Genomic DNA, 16,515 nt, shown 5'->3' on the forward strand with positions numbered 1-16,515 from the left:
AAAACGGAGAGGGAGGGATTCGAACCCTCGATAGAGCTTACGCCCTATAACTCCTTAGCAGGGAGCCGCTTTCAACCACTCAGCCACCTCTCCAAGGTCAGAGCTGCATTATAACAAGCTATCTTCAGCGGGGTAAAGCCTTCTAGTGCGATTTCTTGTCATAATTCTTGGCAACCGATGTTTAAAGCTACATAGAATCTCCCAAGAAATCGTCCCAATACGATTGGCCCAATCATCTGCAGTGATTTGGTGGGAGGTAGAATTTCCAAGCAATGTGACGATGTCGCCTTCCGTCAGACCATGGATATCTGACACATCTAACATCAGTTGATCCATCGTGATAGAACCCACCTGGCAAACAGGCTGATCATCAATCAACACAGTCAGCTGGTTGGATAATTGACGAGGAATACCATCAGCATAACCAATACCTACAACGGCAATGGTCATTGGGCGTTTAGCCACAAAACGATGCCCATAGCTAACGCCAGCACCAGCAGAAATTTTCTTGATATGGGTAATACGCGCTTTAACTTCTAAGGCTGGTTGCAAGTTAAGCAACGACTGTAAATGCGGTGCTGGTGCCAAACCATATAGCCCCAAACCTACGCGCACCATATCGTACTGCAAGGCATCGGCATCGGTGAGGGTAGCTGCTGTATTCGCTAAATGCAGGCGTGCAGGGAGTTGATTATGCATTTCAAGGGTTGCGATCGCACGCTCAAAACGCTCATGCTGACGTCGCATTTCCGTCGGATCCGGTTCATCAGCTGTTGCAAAATGGGAATACATACTTGTTATCTGTAACGCAGGCAGCCCACTAACAAACTCCACAAACTCCAATGCCCGCTGCCAATCAAACCCAAGCCGCGACATCCCCGTATCTAATTTGATATGTACTGGCAAGGGCAAACAAGCATCGCTTAACGCTGTCGCAAACACAAGCGCCTGTTTAGGTGTGACGATTGTAGGTTGCAACTGCCAGCGAGCTAGCGCCCTTACCTCCTCAGCATCATGCAAGGCACCCATCACCAAAATAGGTGCGGTTAAACCCGCTTGCCGTAGTTCAATGCCTTCAGGCACGGTTGCTACACCTAACCATGTCGCCCCTGCCGCCAAAGCAGTCCGAGCCACTGCAATTGCACCATGACCATAGGCATCAGCTTTCACTACAGCCATTAGATCAGTTGTGGGCCGTAATAATGAACGAAACTGGCGCACATTATGGTGGATTGCCTCCAAATTAATCTCCACCCAAGCCCGCGAACATCGCATGGCTGCAACACTTGGGGTATCTTCCCACCTCAGCATGTTGCATCTCCTTTACTGAAAAAGCACACCACGGCCACAGTATCGCAAGAACCAAGGCATTCAAGCGACCTGTGTTAGTATCAAATCACAAGTTTTATATGAACCTCAATGAGCAAGGTTCTAGTCTTAAATGCCTCTTATGAGCCCTTGAACATCACAAGTTGGCGACGTGCCATTGTGCTGATTATTAAGGGCAAGGCCGAAACTGTGGAACATAATGGTCGCTCAATATACGCGAATTTTCCTCTACCCACAGTTATTCGACTGCGTCACTACGTTCGCATTCCCTACAAAGAAATCCCCTTAACTCGTCGGAATCTGCTTTATCGCGATAATCATACCTGCCAATACTGTGGCTATGCAGGTGATGGCCTGACGCTAGACCATGTGATCCCTCGTTCTCGCGGTGGAAAAGAAGTATGGGAAAACATGGTATCAGCATGTGTACGTTGCAACGTCAAAAAAGGTAATCGAACTCCAAAAGAGGCTAGAATGCCTCTGCGGATTACACCGCGTAAGCCCCACAGCAGCCTTTACTTTGAAATTGCTCGCCACACGCGTGGAGATGCCCATCAGGAATGGCGTAAATATGTCATTGGCCTTACCGGTTAATTGACCGAACATTCCCCCACTGCTCTCCTCTGATTTCAACCTAATTCTTTCTGTGAATGGCCTCCCAAGACGCATTGCTTAAATCTTCTAATCACACGAGTTATAGGCCAAACGTGGATTTCAGCGATGGCCCCGCAGCGTCATTACGCCATTTGCTCATTACCCATGCTGGTAGCCGACAGCTGGTTTTAATTCAAGATTTTCCAGATCCCGATGCCCTGTCTTCAGCCTGGGCATATCAATTGATTGCAGCTACTTACGATGTCGATTGCGATATTTTTTATTCAGGTACCCTTAGCCATCAAGAAAATATTGCTTTAGTTAAACTAACTAACCTTCCCGCTAAACGCTGGCCCAGCAAAAAAAAACCGGATTTATCCCAGTATGCAGGCTATGTATTAGTTGACACCCAGGGCACTACTAGCCAGTTATTAGAACAGGTCAACACCGCAGGAGTACCTCTTTTAGTTGTGATTGACCACCATACGCTCCAGGGTAAAACCAAGGCAGAATTTTCTGATATTCGTCCAGAGGCTCGGGCAACCGCTACGATTTTGACCCAGTATCTCCAGGCAGGGCTGTTAGATCTCGACCGTAGCAATAGCAAACACGTTAAGTGTGCTACGGCCTTAATGCACGGTTTACGTTCAGATACAGGACAATTAATGCAGGCTGCAGAAGCAGACTTTATGGCAGCTGCTTACCTTAGTCAGTATTGCGATGCCCAATTGCTAAGTGCCATTCTCCAAGCCTCCCGCTCTAAACGAGCCATGGATGTCATTGAACGATCGCTGCGTAATCGCAATATTCAAAACAGTGTCTCAATTTCAGGTGTGGGCTACCTGCGATACGAAGACCGTGATGCAATCCCTCAAGCCACAGACTTTCTGCTTACCGAAGAAGACGTCCATACAGCCGTCGTCTATGGCATTGTCCACGATGAGGACGATGAACGAGAAGTCGTTATTGGCTCCTTACGCACCAGTAAAATCACCCTTGACCCGGATGAGTTTATTAAAGAAGCCTTTGGACACGACGACCAAGGACGCTTTTTTGGCGGTGGTCGCTCTATGGCGGGAGGCTTTGAAGTACCTGTAGGCTTCTTATCTGGCTTTTATGAAAATGGCGCTTACAATCGATTGAAATGGGAAGTATTTGATGTGCAGATTAAGCAAAAGCTCATGAAATTGATTAACCCAAAAGACGGGGTTATGAATCCAGATTAAATTTACGTAGCGCTTAAAAACTGAGCATGGCTGATCCTCAGGATGGTTTTATCTGTCAAATTTAGGCTGTTAGAAAGTTTTACCGATCAATCCATCCTCTAAATCAGTAACGGCAAAAAATGGAATTGTCTTCTAAATATGCAACTCAGGTGTACTTTATTCGCCATGGCATTGCAGCCGAACGAGGTACCTATGTTGATGACCATCAGCGCCCTTTAGTTGATAAAGGCATTCAGAAAACCCAGAAGATTGCTCAAAGACTTGTGAGCCTTGGGTTGCATTTTGACATGTTGCTCACCAGTCCGTTGGTACGGGCAGTCCAAACGGCAAAGATCCTATGTGAAGCAAAGCTTGCCTTGGACTATCAGCTATTTCCTCCACTGGCTCCCGAGGGCTGTTTACAAAATTGGTTAAGTTGGTTGGAAAGTTGGCAGTCAGAGGTTCCTAAGAGCCTGGCACTAGTTGGCCACAAACCGGACCTTAGCCAATGGGCACAGCAATTGGTTCAAGGAAATAGCAATGATCGCTGGGTCTTTAAAAAAGCAGGTATCATCGGACTGACCTTGCCTGATGCACAAAGCGCCATTGGCAATAGTCAGCTATTTTGGCTAGCTCCACCTCGCCTAATTTTGTAATGAGCAGACGATTACTCTGTGGCGTAAGTTTGCCTACTATCAAATGTGTATGAGTCGATGGGTGGATGCAATTGTGGCCAAATTGCGGCCATCGGGGACTAGTTTTCTTCAAAGAAAGCTTACCTGTTCTCAGGGAAAATGCATGAATAGACCACTTCTCGATATCCTTAAGGAATAAAAGAGAGCAGCGGTAGGACGACTGACAATGACCCTATGCGAATATCGCCCTGGTTTAGAGGGAATTCCCGCGACAGAATCAAGCATTAGTTACGTAAACGGTCAGGAAGGGATCTTAGAATACCGAGGCATTCGTATCGAAGAGTTAGCCCCAAAAAGTACCTTTTTAGAAACGGCCTATTTACTTATCTGGGGAGGCCTACCCACCAAGCAAGAACTGGATTTATTTAAGGATGAGATTCAACATCATCGCCGGTTGAAGTATCGCATCCGCGACATGATGAAGTGCTTTCCTGAGAGCGGCCATCCCATGGATGCATTACAGGCATGTGCAGCCGCCTTAGGGTTATTTTACTCCCGGCGAGCGTTAGAGGATCCGGCCTATATCCAGGCTGCCGTGGTCCGCTTATTAGCTAAAATTCCCACCATGGTGGCCGCATTTAAGCTGATTCGGAAGGGAAATGATCCGGTTCAACCTCGGGATGATCTCGATTACGCAGCAAATTTTTTGTACATGCTGAATGAGGAGGTACCAGACCCCTTAGCAGCCCGAATTTTTGATGTATGTCTCACGCTGCATGCTGAGCACACGATCAACGCCTCTACATTTTCGGCAATGGTCACAGCCTCTACACTCACTGACCCCTATGCTGTGGTGGCTTCAGCAGTGGGTACACTAGCTGGTCCCCTCCATGGCGGTGCGAACGAAGAAGTCGTCGCCATGCTTCAAACGATTGGTTCGGTGGATAATGTACGCCCCTTTGTAGATGATTGCATTGCCCGTAAAGCTAAGATTATGGGCTTTGGCCATCGGGTCTATAAAGTTAAGGATCCAAGGGCGGTTATCTTGCAAAAGCTGGCTGAGCAACTCTTTGAGAAGTTTGGCCAGGATGAATATTACGAAATTGCCTTAGAACTGGAAACAGCTGTCACGGAACGTCTAGGACAAAAGGGCGTATACCCAAATGTAGATTTCTATTCGGGACTGGTTTACCGAAAGTTGGGAATTCCGACTGACTTATTTACACCAATATTTGCGATCGCACGTGCCGCTGGATGGCTCGCCCACTGGAAAGAGCAGTTGGCTGAAAATCGAATTTTTCGACCAACACAAATTTATACTGGTCCTCACAACCAAGCATACATAAACGTGACAGAGCGTCTGCACCTTTGGGATAAAAAGGCTCAGTCTCCGTCAGCTGTGCGCAACGGATCCGTATAAATCGGTATTTTCCCCCTGTGATGGGCATCACCCCTCTTGTCAATACTGATAAATCCAACGAAACTGATATCAGTGACGATTTTCAGGAACTCCAGCCCCTCTTGATACATATCAAGGGGGGTTTTTGTATGCATCACCAGGAATGACTAATGTTTAATCTATAACCATGAGTAGTAATTCCTATTAGTACCAACTCAGTTATTTCACCTTTGAAGACATATTAAGCGTTAGAATCATTAGGGAAATTGGCCCTGAGGCCCTCCACTCCATCTATTTAAGTTGGGTATGAGTTCTGGAATTAACCTGCAAGAGAGCTTCATTCAAATACTGGTATCACTGGGAATACCCCCAGCTGTAGCTAAGCTGGTTTGGATGCCGCTGCCGATGTTACTAATTCTCATCGCTGCGACCGTCAGCATTTTTATTGCCGTTTGGCTAGAGCGAAAAATTTCAGCTGCGGCCCAGCAGCGAATTGGCCCTGAATATGTTGGTCCGCTGGGCGCGCTGCAAGCAACAGCGGACGGCGTCAAACTTATATTCAAAGAAGATATTAATCCAGCCCAAGCAGACCCAATTTTATTTACTTTGGGTCCAGCCCTGGTCGTTATCCCTGTCTTTGTGTCTTACCTGGTTGTGCCCTTTGGGCAGAACATGGTGATTACCGATTTAGGTGTAGGCATCTTTCTATGGATTGCCCTTTCGAGTGTTACCCCCATCGGCTTACTGATGGCCGGGTATTCTTCAAACAATAAGTATTCTCTACTAGGAGGATTGCGAGCGACAGCCCAGTCAATTAGCTATGAAATCCCCTTAGCGCTAGCAGTCCTGGCTGTGGTAATGATGTCCAATAGCCTTAGCACCATCGACATTGTCAACCAGCAAGCAAGCTATGGCATTCTCAGCTGGAATATCTGGCGACAGCCTGTTGGTTTTATCCTTTTCTGGATTGCAGCCCTGGCAGAATGCGAACGCTTACCATTTGACTTACCAGAGGCAGAAGAAGAGATTGTAGCTGGCTACCAAACTGAATACACCGGTATGAAGTTTGGCCTATTTTATGTTGGCTCCTACGTTAATCTAGTCCTCTCAGCCATGTTGGTGTCAGTGCTATACCTGGGCGGATGGAGTTTTCCGATTCCTGTTGAAGTTATGGCTGATGGTTTAGGGATTAGTGAAACCACCCCTTGGCTACAGGTAATTACTGCCGCTTTAGGGATCATGATGACCCTAATTAAGGCTTATTTCTTAGTATTTCTCGCCGTACTTTTACGATGGACTGTGCCTCGCGTACGCATCGACCAGCTTCTAGATTTAGGCTGGAAATTTCTACTGCCAGTGGCCCTGGTTAATCTGCTACTAACAGCAGCGCTCAAGCTCGCATTTCCATTTGCGTTTGGAGGGTAAAACAATGCTCAACTTTCTAAAGCAGGTTGGTGACTACGCCAAAGAGACCGTCCAAGCCGCTAAGTATATCGGTCAAGGTCTATCAGTCACGTTTGACCATATGAAGCGTCGTCCTGTGACGGTGCAATATCCCTACGAAAAGCTAATTCCATCTGAACGCTATCGCGGTCGTATCCACTTTGAGTTTGATAAGTGCATCTCTTGCGAAGTTTGCGTCCGTGTTTGTCCAATCAATTTGCCTGTTGTTGACTGGACCTTCGATAAATCAACTAAGAAGAAGGTACTGGACCACTACAGCATTGATTTTGGCGTTTGTATCTTTTGCGGTAATTGTGTGGAGTATTGCCCTACCAACTGTCTCTCCATGACTGAGGAGTATGAGTTGGCCGCCTATGACCGCCACGAACTCAACTATGACAGCGTTGCTCTAGGTCGTTTGCCCTACAAAGTCACTGATGATCCCATGGTGACACCAATGCGTGAGCTGGCCTACCTACCCAAGGGTGTTATGGATCCCCATGAATTACCTGAAGGGTCTCGGCGCGCTGGTAAACTACCACAAGAGATCTTGGAAGAACTGGAAGCTTCTAAACCAGCGAAGACTGAGTAAGCAGCTGACTAAATAATTTGTCCAAAGATGTTAGGACAAATTATCCACCAGCCAAGCAAATAGCAGCCTAGATAACCGGAGTAGTAGTGAACTTAGCAGAAGGCGTACAATTTGTTTCCCTAGGCATCCTTGGTGCCTTGATGTTATTAGCAGCCCTGGGCGTAGTGCTGCTTAATAATATTGTTTATTCAGCATTTTTGCTGGGTCTGGTATTTATCAGCATTTCAGGCCTTTACATCTTGCTAAATGCAGGGTTTGTGGCGGCGGCTCAAGTCCTGGTTTATGTAGGTGCAGTCAATATCCTGATTCTGTTCGGGATTATGCTGGTAAATAAGCGGGAAGATTTTCAACCCGTGTCCAATGCTTGGCTTGGTAAAGCTGCAACAGGTGCTGTGTGCATCGGATTGTTTAGCTTACTGAGTTCCATGGTGCTATCCACATCCTGGCAGCTCTCTTCAGCAGCGCCAGCTGGTGAAGCATCCATTGAAATCATCGGTCAGCACTTTTTTAGTGACTTTCTGCTACCGTTCGAACTCGCCTCGGTACTACTATTAATGGCCTTGGTGGGAGCCATTATTCTGGCACGTCGTGAATATGTGCCGGATTATGAGCCTGCTGACGAGCCTAAAGTGCTAACGTTACCTGAACGTCCTCGTGAGTTAGTAGCTGCTGGCAGCGACACTCAGGACAGTTAGATTAAACCTGCGTCAAGTTATCCATAAGAAGAAGTTAGTTAATCCATGCAACTAGAGTACTTTTTGATTCTTGCCGCTGCGCTTTTTTGCGTAGGTATTTATGGGCTAGTCACAAGCCGAAACGTCATTCGAGTACTCATGTCGATTGAGTTAATGCTCAATGCCGTAAACCTGAATTTAATGGCATTTTCTAATTACCTGGACCCAGCTGAAATCAAGGGCCAGGTCTTTGCTGTCTTTGTGATTACGATTGCTGCGGCTGAAGCTGCTGTAGGTCTTGCCATTGTGCTGTCGATTTACCGCAACCGCGACACAGTCGATATGGAGCAATTCAATTTGCTGAAGTGGTAAGTTTACTTCTCAATTGAACTAAAAAGTGCCCAGCCATAATAATGGCTGGGCACTTTTTACGATTTATCTATAGAAATAAATCTATAGCAAGCTGCTGAATGCTATCTCCAAAGGGAGAGGCGGCTGCGCCAACACTTGCTTCAGTCTTCGTCACGCTATAAAGAGAGGCTACTATCCCAATAACGAGCGAGACAACCTCTCTTTATGTGGCGAGTAACGCTACTCTGGCCAGCCACTCTCAGATTGAGCTTTTACATAAGCCGCAACATCAGCGATCGCTTTATCGCTAATACGCCCTTGAAACGCGGGCATGGCACCTCTACCATTCGCAACCTGATAAACAATCGCCTCAACGTTATGCTCAAGGCGATAGTTAAACAAATACTGTTCTAGAGCCTCCTGCTTCAATGTTTGGGAGGATACGATAGCGTTGTTGCCTCCCGCATGGCACGTAGCACAGGTATTGGTAAACACTTTCTCCCCTGCAGCTACATCACCTACATAGGTATCGTCTGCAAAAGCAGGCATTGTCAAAACGATACTGGCAACGATCGCCAGAATTGCAGTCAAAATTGCTCTCATTCTGATTAGTTCTCTCAACAAATTAGACTGTCTTGGTAAAAGACCAGCGTATTAACCACTATAAATAGGGTCTTGGCCATGGCGATAGACAACATGGCACATCTTACGTTTTTGTAATGTCGGCCAGAAAAGGTGGGCAGTATTATCAAGATTCATCACTATTCAGCTTGCAAAATACCGACTAAGATTGACATTACTTGTGCCAAATCAGTGGGCACACGATAGATGTGTCCTGAGCAATTTTCTTGGTGAAGAGCCAAGAGTAACAGGGATGAAGAGCGGCTCTTTACCCTATAGCCCTAAAAGCATGACTGACACTAGCACTCTTTACCAATATCAATACAGAATCCAAATTTTTAGCTTTGATACTTCACTAGTCATTGGTTTTGACCCTCAATGAATGGCTGCAGCAAATGGGACATACCTACCTGCGGATTTACACTTTTTGTTCATCATTACCACTATGCGCTGAAGTATTTCGCGGTTGGATGATACGTCACAATCGCTGTGGTAGATTCCTCAGGATATAGCTGTTCGCTTTCATCCATGGTCATGCCGATGCGGTCAGCGCCCAGTATTGCCAGCTGCTTAGCCTGATCTGCCACATTAGGACAGGCCGGATAACCAAAGCTATAGCGACCTCCCTGATAGCGCTGAGCCAACATATCGCGGATGCTATCAGGCTCTTGATCGCCATAGCCAAGCTCTTTACGGATGAGCGCATGGCACCATTCCGCCATGGCCTCAGCCACCTGGACGGCCAGGCCATGGAAGTAGAGATAGTCGGTATACTGATCCTCTGCAAATAGCTGGCGGGCATAGTCTGCAGAAATCTGGCCCACAGTCACTGCCTGCATTGGGAAGACATCAAACTGATTCTGTTCTTTAGGTAAGAAGAAATCAGCAATGCACAAACGGCGCATGGACTTCTGCCGAGGAAACTCCCAGGTAAAGAGGGGCTCTGCATCGTTAGGGGTGAGTCCCTGCTCGATGACAGCAGGCTCGTAAACATGCACCGAATTGCCCTCAGCCGTGCATGGGAAGTAACCATAGACGAGCTGAGGATGCAGTAGGTTTTCTTCTTTCACCTTTTGCTTCCACTCCGCCAGGATGGGATGAACCCTATCCGCTAGAAACACATCATATTCTTCGCGTGTTTGATTTTTAGGTTTTCGAAACTGCCACTGACCCACAAATAATGCCTGTAAGTCAAGATGCCAATATAGTTCATCCATATCAAAGTCTTCAGGCTTGAGGATTTTTGTCCCCCAGAAGGGTGGAGTCGGACGAGGAATATTAATATCAACTGCTTCAGAGCGATTGGTATCAATCACTTCAGGCTCTTTCTTTTTCTCTCTTTTATCAGCACCTCCATTTAAAGCAGCTTCTGCCTGTTCAATGGCCTTGCGCCCCTTCTGATTATATTGAGCGTAGTCACCTGTAAAACCTTCGTCATCTTGCCAGCATTCTTCTTTCTTCGCAGGCATGAGTCGATCCATAAAAGTAAGATCGGCAAATGCGTCTTTACCATATATGACCTGACCGTTGTAGGTATCTTGGCAATCACCATAAACAAATTTAGGCGTCAGGGCAGCACCCCCCAAAATCACAGGAGCCGAAATTTTCTTCTCATTAAATACAGCCAGGTTCTCTTTCATAAAGGCTGTGGATTTCACTAACAATCCACTCATGGCTATACAGTCTGGCTGATGTTCTTCATAGGCGGCAACAATGGCATCAACAGTTTGTTTAATGCCGAGATTGATGACCTTATAACCGTTGTTAGTAAGGATGATGTCCACTAGGTTTTTACCAATATCGTGTACATCTCCCCTGACTGTGGCAATCAGGAACTTACCTTTGCCACTATCATCTTGACCGTCTTCTTTTTCCATGAGTGGTTCTAGGAAAGCCACCGCTGCCTTCATGGTCTGAGCTGATTGCAGAACAAACGGTAACTGCATTTGGCCAGATCCAAAGAGTTCACCCACAACTTTCATGCCGTCGAGCAAAAAAGTGTTAATGATCTGCAATGGCTCATAGGGAGTATCTAAAGCAATCTGTAATGCCTCTTCAAGGCCAATGCGCTCACCATCAATAATGTGTTGTTTCAGGCGTTCTTCGATGGGCAAATCAGCAAGGGATGCGGACGAGCGGGCATCTTTGGTGGTGACCCCTTCAAATAGGGTTGTTAGCTCTCCAAGGGGATCGTATGTGCAAATTTCACCATCGAATTCTCGGTTGTCATAGATGAGATCTTTACAGATTTTCTGATGCTCTGGGTCAATTTTAATCAGAGGCAAAATCTTGGCAGCTGAGACAATAGCGCCATCCATACCGACCTGCATAGCCTCATGTAAAAACACTGAGTTTAAGGTGATACGAGCTGCCGGGTTCAGGCCAAAGGAGATATTGGAAACTCCGAGCATGAAGTGAACGCCAGGAAGCGTTTCTTTGATTTGTTTGATCGCCTCAATCGTGGCTTTTGCGTTTTCTCGATCTTCTTCAATACCAGTGGAAATCGGCAGCGCTAGGGTATCAAAAAACAACTCATGGGGTGGCAGGCCGTATTCGAGAGCATCATGATAAGCACGCTGCGCAATTTGGGACTTTTTCTCAGCAGTACGGGCCATGCCATCTTCGTCAATACAGCCAACAACAACACCCGCACCGTAGGTTTTGGCTAATTCTAGAACCTTGAAAAATCTCTCGTCACCGTCTTCATAGTTTGTGGAGTTAAGAATGCACTTACCCCCTGCAACTTTTAGCCCTGCCTCCATTTTTGTCCACTCGGTGGAGTCTAGCATGAGGGGCAAGGTGACATTAGTCACAAGACGAGACACAATCTCGTGCATATCCGCTTCGCCATTGCGACCCACGTAGTCTACGTTGACGTCGAGGATATGGGCACCTTCTTTAACCTGGCGTTTTGCGATCGCAATCAACCCATCCCAATCATCCTCGTTCAATAGTTCCCGCACCTTACGGGAACCACTCGCATTCAACCGTTCGCCCACAATCAAGAACGAATTATCCTGCTCATAGGGTTGCGCCCCATAAATCGAAGCCGCCGCAGGTGAATAGTTCAAGGCGGGGCGCATAATCTTCTCGCCCCCTGCCCCAAGAGAAGCTAGGGAAGATCCCATCGCTCCATTTAAGTACGGGGACAAGCGAATGTCTCGGTCTTTTGGAGACAACTCCTGGGAAATCTCCGCCAGTGCAGCAATGTGGTCAGGACGTGTACCACAACAACCACCAATCACCTGTACACCAAAATCTTCTACAAACCGATGTAGCGCCATCCGCAGTTCCATCGGGGTGAGTTTATAGTGGGCATGGCCACCGATATTTTCTGGTAGACCCGCATTTGGCACACAGGAAACCACAAAGGGAGAGGTTTCTGATAAATACTTAATGTGCTCCGTCATCAGGTCTGGGCCTGTAGCACAGTTCAGCCCCAAAATATCAATAGGGTAGGGCTCCAGAATACTGACCACTGCTGTAATATCAGAGCCCACCAGCATTGTTCCAGTGGTCTCCATGGTCACCGACACCATCAGCGGTAACCGGGCACCTTTCTTTTCAAACACAGCCTCAATCGCATTCAGGGCTGCTTTGATCTGCAACACATCCTGACAAGTCTCGACGATAAATAGATCTACACCACCGTCGTATAGGCCCTCTGCCTGAACAGTAAATGCCTCAAGTAGCTCATCGTAGGTAATGTGTCCCAATGTGGGCAATTTTGTACCTGGCCCCATGGAACCGGCTACAAAGCGAGGTTTCTCAGGTGTCGAAAACTCAGCCGTACAGGCCTTGGCTAATTCTGCCGCCACTTTGTTCAGGTCGTAGGCTTTATCCTGCAATCCGTACTCTGCCAGGACAAACGTACTACCTCCAAAGGTGTCCGTTTCGATCACATCTGCCCCTGAAGCTAAGAAGTCACGATGGACCTTTGCCACCGCCTCAGGCTTGGTGACGACCAAATATTCATTGCAGCCCTCATACTCCAAACCACCAAAGTCATCGGCGGTTAATTCCTGGACCTGCAGATTGGTTCCCATAGCCCCATCAAAGACAAGTACGGGCCGTGCAGGGCTATGCAGACGTTCGAGGAAAGCACTATTCATAGATGTCAAAGCAGTTGAACAAAGCGGAGACTATACCCATTATTATCGGTTTTATTGATGAATAGATTGGCAGTAAAGTAGAACCCAGCGCAATCTGGTGCATTGGTATGACATTATCGATTGACAGACGGGGCACAGGACTGCTGCCGAATACCCTCCGAGGGGTCCATCACATTGCCCTGAACGTCAAAGACATGGCTGCATCCCGTCATTTTTATGGTTCAATCCTAGGGCTACATGAGCTCACAGGCGATGAGGTGCCTGAGACCCTGGTAACACTTGTTGCCCAGGGTAAAGTGGCTAACTTTCGTCTACCCGATGGCACTATCCTGGATCTCTTCGGTGAACCGGACTTAGAACCTCCCAATCCGGATCCAACTCAGCAATTTACTCGGGCCAATCATATGGCGTTTGATATCGCCCCTGAGCTGTTTAATCAAGCCGTTGAGCTGCTCCAACAGAATCAGGTCGCGATCGACCATGGCCCTGTGAGTAGACCCACTGGGCGCGGCATTTATTTTTACGACCCAGATGGTTTTTTATTGGAAATTCGCTGCGATCCTAAATAGGGTGACGCTTCGGCTCTAGGCTGCCAACTACCAGGCACCGCCCAGGCTAAGGTCATGGCTCTGATTGCCATAAAAGAGGCCATAGCTAGCCATAGGCAATGGGGACTGTTCTGCCAATAGGCGATTAACGCCCATGGTAGAAAGCCACAGAACGTTGCCAAAACAGTGGACTTTCGCAGAATAGTGCCAGAGGTTAGGCCTAAAAAATAGCCGTCTAACATAAAGGCAATGGCTCCAAAGCCATACACGGGCAGCAGCCAAATAACATAGTGATTTAGTTGGGCTAATACGGTTTGGTGATCGGTCAGCAGACCAAAGAGAACTTGAGGAAAGGTGATGAATGCGATCGCAATTCCCACCCCCAATCCCACACTGATACCGCTCCCAATCTTAGCCAAAGCCCTGAGTTCAGACGATTTTCCCTGACCATGAAACTGGCCAGCATAGGCCTCAGTTGCAAACGCAATCCCATCTAGAAAGTAGGTGACGAGCATGAGCGACTGTAGCAGCAGCGTATTGACTGCAAGGGTATCCGTACCCATCACTCCGCTGAGATTTGTAAACAGGCTAAAACTCACCAGCAATGCCCAGGTACGCACCATAATGTCGCGATTTAGGCGAAATAAAGCTGATATAGCATGACGACTCCATAGACTCAGACGCTGCTGCCAAATTTGAGCCCAGGGTAATGACCGCAATAGCACTATGCCACCCACCAGCAGCATGGCGTACTGACTCAAAGCCGTGGCCAGCCCAGCCCCATGACTCTCCCAACCCAAACGAACAATCATCCAATAGTCGAGCAGGATATTAGCCCCATTACCCACCACAGCCAGGGCTAAAACTCGCCGCCCCTGGCCCAACCCCAGCAACCAACCCAGCAACACATAGTTCATGAGCACCGCTGGTGCCCCCCAGATGCGCCCCTGGTAAAAGGCCAAACCAGCATCCAGCACATCCGCATCGGCCTGGAGAATAGCAAACCCTAACACCCGCAGTGGAGTTTGCAAAAGCAGAATCAACAAGCCCATGGTTAAGGCCACCATCAGCGCCCTTAGACCCACACGCCATTGCTCTGTGCGATCACCTCGCCCCGCCGATTGAGCAATGAGGCCAGTGGTGCCCATGCGCAAAAAGCCAAAACTCCAGTAGATAACGTTAAACAGCACCGTTGCCAGGGCCACACCCGCTAGATGGCGAATGTCGGCCAAGTGTCCGAGAAATGCAGTGTCGATCAACCCGGCGAGGGGGACCATCAGATTCGATGTGATGTTGGCGATCGCAAGTTTGCTAAAGCCCCCTAACCAAAAAGGTTTTCCCAACTTTCAATACCCCCACTCATATCAACAATTATTGGTTAAGTAGAAACTCTAGTCCCGACTCTGGGTAAGTTTTAGTAAACGCATGCAGATACGGGGTTAAGAGACATGATTATGAACCGATTTGCTCTGCTCCTTCTGAGCACATTTGCTTTCTTCGGTAGTACTACGGTCGCGGGCATGGCTCAATCCGTTGCCACCACCGAAGCTGAAACATTTGAAGAAGAAACGCTCTTTCAAGATACTGACGCCGAGGCTCCAGCTGAAGTCCAACCAGCGTTTATAGAGCCTGTTTTACCAGAAGAAGATATTCTCCCAGATCAGGAAGCTGCTGAGGACGAACCAGCGGCAGAAGAGCCCGTCACTGAAAATTACCTAGACCGCTTTAATGAAGGATTAGAAGACTACCAAGATGGCAATGATGAGGCCGCCATCGAAGAGTTCAACGCAGCTATCAATCTAAAACCTGATTTTGCACCTTCCTATCTATTTCGGGGTGCTGCCTTCGCCCGCTTAGAAAATACAGAAGCTGCCCTCAATGACTATAACCAGGCGATCTCAATTGATGCTAATTACAGCACAGCCTATCTCAATCGCGGCATCCTTTACTACGACCTGGGCCGTACGGATCTGGCAACTACAGATTTTGAGCGCACGATTGCAACAGATCCTGAATCGGCCAATGCTTACATTTATCTTGGCCTGATCGCGTCTGAACAAGGGAATCAGCAAATTGCTTTGGAATACCTAAATGACGCGGTTCGACTCGATCCCAGCAATGCATCGGCTTACTTCCATCGAGGCTTAGTTTTCAAAGCACTGAACAGTCCAGAAAGTGCCATTAGTGATTTCACGCAATCCATTGAGCTGGATGATAATAACGCAGCCACCTTCATCAATCGCGGTGCTACCTACTACACCATTGGTGACACCAGAGAAGCACTACAGGATTTCAACGAAGCCATCGACATTGATGAAGACAATGTCGAAGCATACTACAACCGCAGCTTCGCCCTCATTTCTGAGGCTCGCCCCCAAGCAGCAGTTGCAGATCTCAATCAAGTGCTGACCTTAGAACCTGGCAATGCTGATGCTTACCTGGTTCGTGGGCAAGTTTTTGCATCATCAAATAATACAGCAGATGCCATTAACGACTTTTCGAAGGTATTAGCACTGTCTCCTGACTCTGCTGAAGCCTACTATAGAAGAGGTAATGCATATTTAGAGGCTGGAGAGCAACAGGCTGCCATTAGCGACTATACAGCAGCTCTGGCTCTGGAGCCTGAGCATGCACCTTCCTATAAGTATCGTGGTGACGCCTTTGCTGATTTAGGTGACAGCTTTAGCGCCTTGAGCGATTACAGCACTGCTATCAATCTGAATAGTGCCTATTGGAGTGCCTATGCTAGCCGTGGGCGCATGCATTATGACTCAGGCGACTACCAGAGCGCATACACTGACTTCTCAGCAGTGATTGCAGCGAATGTCTTAGACGCAGATGTGTTTTATTACCGTGGCATTACCAATGCTCGGATGGGTAACAGACGTGCGGCAGTTACTGACCTAGAGAAAGCAGGCAGCCTTTACCTGACCAATAATGAAGCCAACCGCTATCGGCTAGTGTTAGATGCCTTAAACAAACTATAGAAACCATAGGCAAAATCATTGTCGG

The 16,515-nt window shown here is 47.6% G+C and carries 14 protein-coding genes and 1 tRNA gene; 10 read left to right on the forward strand and 5 right to left on the reverse strand.

The genetic code is table 11. The features are described from left to right. Positions 1–4 precede the first annotated feature (4 nt). Both QGP82_RS03615 and alr read right to left on the reverse strand, forming a co-directional pair. Positions 5–93 (reverse strand) — tRNA-Ser (locus tag QGP82_RS03615). A 15-nt stretch (positions 94–108) separates the two neighbouring features. Further along, positions 109–1,311 carry an alanine racemase gene (gene alr / locus QGP82_RS03620; protein WP_499057107.1) on the reverse strand — a complete coding sequence of 401 codons (1,203 nt, stop codon included), beginning with the start codon at positions 1,309–1,311 and terminating at the stop codon, positions 109–111. Between the two features lie 108 nt (positions 1,312–1,419). Here alr and QGP82_RS03625 point away from each other — a divergent pair, with 108 nt between their 5' ends. The 8 genes from QGP82_RS03625 (at position 1,420) to nuoK (ending at position 8,243) form a co-directional block, all read left to right on the forward strand. After that, positions 1,420–1,923, forward strand: a complete 504-nt coding sequence (locus tag QGP82_RS03625) for an HNH endonuclease (protein WP_163661226.1) — start codon at positions 1,420–1,422, stop codon at positions 1,921–1,923. Between the two features lie 56 nt (positions 1,924–1,979). Then, a complete protein-coding gene (locus tag QGP82_RS03630; RefSeq protein ID WP_163661228.1) occupies positions 1,980–3,149 on the forward strand; it encodes a DHH family phosphoesterase in 1,170 nt (389 codons plus the stop codon). A gap of 119 nt (positions 3,150–3,268) precedes the next feature. Then, positions 3,269–3,784: a phosphohistidine phosphatase SixA gene (sixA, locus tag QGP82_RS03635; protein WP_499057111.1), complete on the forward strand. Its 516-nt coding sequence runs from the start codon at positions 3,269–3,271 to the stop codon at positions 3,782–3,784. Positions 3,785–3,989: 205 nt separating this feature from the next. Next, positions 3,990–5,183: a citrate synthase gene (locus tag QGP82_RS03640; RefSeq protein ID WP_163661231.1), complete on the forward strand. Its 1,194-nt coding sequence runs from the start codon at positions 3,990–3,992 to the stop codon at positions 5,181–5,183. Positions 5,184–5,468: 285 nt separating this feature from the next. Further along, positions 5,469–6,587 (forward strand): NADH-quinone oxidoreductase subunit NuoH, encoded by a 1,119-nt coding sequence (gene nuoH / locus QGP82_RS03645; RefSeq protein ID WP_163661233.1) that lies wholly within the window; start codon positions 5,469–5,471, stop codon positions 6,585–6,587. Positions 6,588–6,591: 4 nt separating this feature from the next. Continuing rightward, positions 6,592–7,197, forward strand: coding sequence for an NAD(P)H-quinone oxidoreductase subunit I (gene ndhI, locus QGP82_RS03650; RefSeq protein WP_163661235.1), 606 nt, complete (start codon positions 6,592–6,594; stop codon positions 7,195–7,197). 86 nt (positions 7,198–7,283) lie between these two features. Continuing rightward, positions 7,284–7,892: an NADH-quinone oxidoreductase subunit J gene (locus QGP82_RS03655; RefSeq protein WP_163661237.1), complete on the forward strand. Its 609-nt coding sequence runs from the start codon at positions 7,284–7,286 to the stop codon at positions 7,890–7,892. Between the two features lie 45 nt (positions 7,893–7,937). Then, the gene (gene nuoK, locus QGP82_RS03660) at positions 7,938–8,243 is read left to right on the forward strand and encodes an NADH-quinone oxidoreductase subunit NuoK (RefSeq protein WP_006517218.1); all 306 of its coding nucleotides are present in this window, start codon (positions 7,938–7,940) and stop codon (positions 8,241–8,243) included. Between the two features lie 219 nt (positions 8,244–8,462). Here the strand turns inward: nuoK and QGP82_RS03665 are convergent, their stop codons facing one another. Together QGP82_RS03665 and metH are read right to left on the reverse strand one after the other, a co-directional pair. After that, complete coding sequence (locus QGP82_RS03665) at positions 8,463–8,825, reverse strand: c-type cytochrome (protein WP_006517217.1); 363 nt, start codon at positions 8,823–8,825, stop codon at positions 8,463–8,465. Between the two features lie 461 nt (positions 8,826–9,286). Continuing rightward, positions 9,287–12,955 carry a methionine synthase gene (gene metH, locus QGP82_RS03670; RefSeq protein ID WP_163661239.1) on the reverse strand — a complete coding sequence of 1,223 codons (3,669 nt, stop codon included), beginning with the start codon at positions 12,953–12,955 and terminating at the stop codon, positions 9,287–9,289. Positions 12,956–13,062: 107 nt separating this feature from the next. Between metH and QGP82_RS03675 the strand changes: the two genes are divergently transcribed. Further along, positions 13,063–13,524 (forward strand): VOC family protein, encoded by a 462-nt coding sequence (locus QGP82_RS03675; RefSeq protein WP_163661241.1) that lies wholly within the window; start codon positions 13,063–13,065, stop codon positions 13,522–13,524. Here the strand turns inward: QGP82_RS03675 and QGP82_RS03680 are convergent. Then, positions 13,476–14,846 carry an MATE family efflux transporter gene (locus QGP82_RS03680; RefSeq protein WP_499057114.1) on the reverse strand — a complete coding sequence of 457 codons (1,371 nt, stop codon included), beginning with the start codon at positions 14,844–14,846 and terminating at the stop codon, positions 13,476–13,478. The two genes, QGP82_RS03675 and QGP82_RS03680, sit on opposite strands and share 49 nt — an antisense overlap. Before the next feature lie 111 nt (positions 14,847–14,957). Between QGP82_RS03680 and QGP82_RS03685 the strand changes: the two genes are divergently transcribed. Continuing rightward, complete coding sequence (locus QGP82_RS03685) at positions 14,958–16,490, forward strand: tetratricopeptide repeat protein (RefSeq protein ID WP_163661245.1); 1,533 nt, start codon at positions 14,958–14,960, stop codon at positions 16,488–16,490. Positions 16,491–16,515: the final 25 nt, after the last annotated feature.

The sequence above is a fragment of the Leptothoe sp. LEGE 181152 genome, from assembly GCF_032906605.1.
GTDB lineage: Bacteria > Cyanobacteriota > Cyanobacteriia > Phormidesmidales > Phormidesmidaceae > Leptothoe > Leptothoe turfae.

Bases quoted from the DNA above. Each gene is read 5' to 3' on its own strand.
- alr (WP_499057107.1), bottom strand. From the start codon at position 1,311: ATGCTGAGGTGGGAAGATACCCCAAGTGTTGCAGCCATGCGATGTTCG.
- QGP82_RS03625 (WP_163661226.1), top strand. From the start codon at position 1,420: ATGAGCAAGGTTCTAGTCTTAAATGCCTCTTATGAGCCCTTGAACATC.
- QGP82_RS03630 (WP_163661228.1), top strand. From the start codon at position 1,980: ATGGCCTCCCAAGACGCATTGCTTAAATCTTCTAATCACACGAGTTAT.
- sixA (WP_499057111.1), top strand. From the start codon at position 3,269: ATGGAATTGTCTTCTAAATATGCAACTCAGGTGTACTTTATTCGCCAT.
- QGP82_RS03640 (WP_163661231.1), top strand. From the start codon at position 3,990: ATGACCCTATGCGAATATCGCCCTGGTTTAGAGGGAATTCCCGCGACA.
- nuoH (WP_163661233.1), top strand. From the start codon at position 5,469: ATGAGTTCTGGAATTAACCTGCAAGAGAGCTTCATTCAAATACTGGTA.
- ndhI (WP_163661235.1), top strand. From the start codon at position 6,592: ATGCTCAACTTTCTAAAGCAGGTTGGTGACTACGCCAAAGAGACCGTC.
- nuoK (WP_006517218.1), top strand. From the start codon at position 7,938: ATGCAACTAGAGTACTTTTTGATTCTTGCCGCTGCGCTTTTTTGCGTA.
- QGP82_RS03665 (WP_006517217.1), bottom strand. From the start codon at position 8,825: ATGAGAGCAATTTTGACTGCAATTCTGGCGATCGTTGCCAGTATCGTT.
- metH (WP_163661239.1), bottom strand. From the start codon at position 12,955: ATGAATAGTGCTTTCCTCGAACGTCTGCATAGCCCTGCACGGCCCGTA.
- QGP82_RS03675 (WP_163661241.1), top strand. From the start codon at position 13,063: ATGACATTATCGATTGACAGACGGGGCACAGGACTGCTGCCGAATACC.
- QGP82_RS03685 (WP_163661245.1), top strand. From the start codon at position 14,958: ATGAACCGATTTGCTCTGCTCCTTCTGAGCACATTTGCTTTCTTCGGT.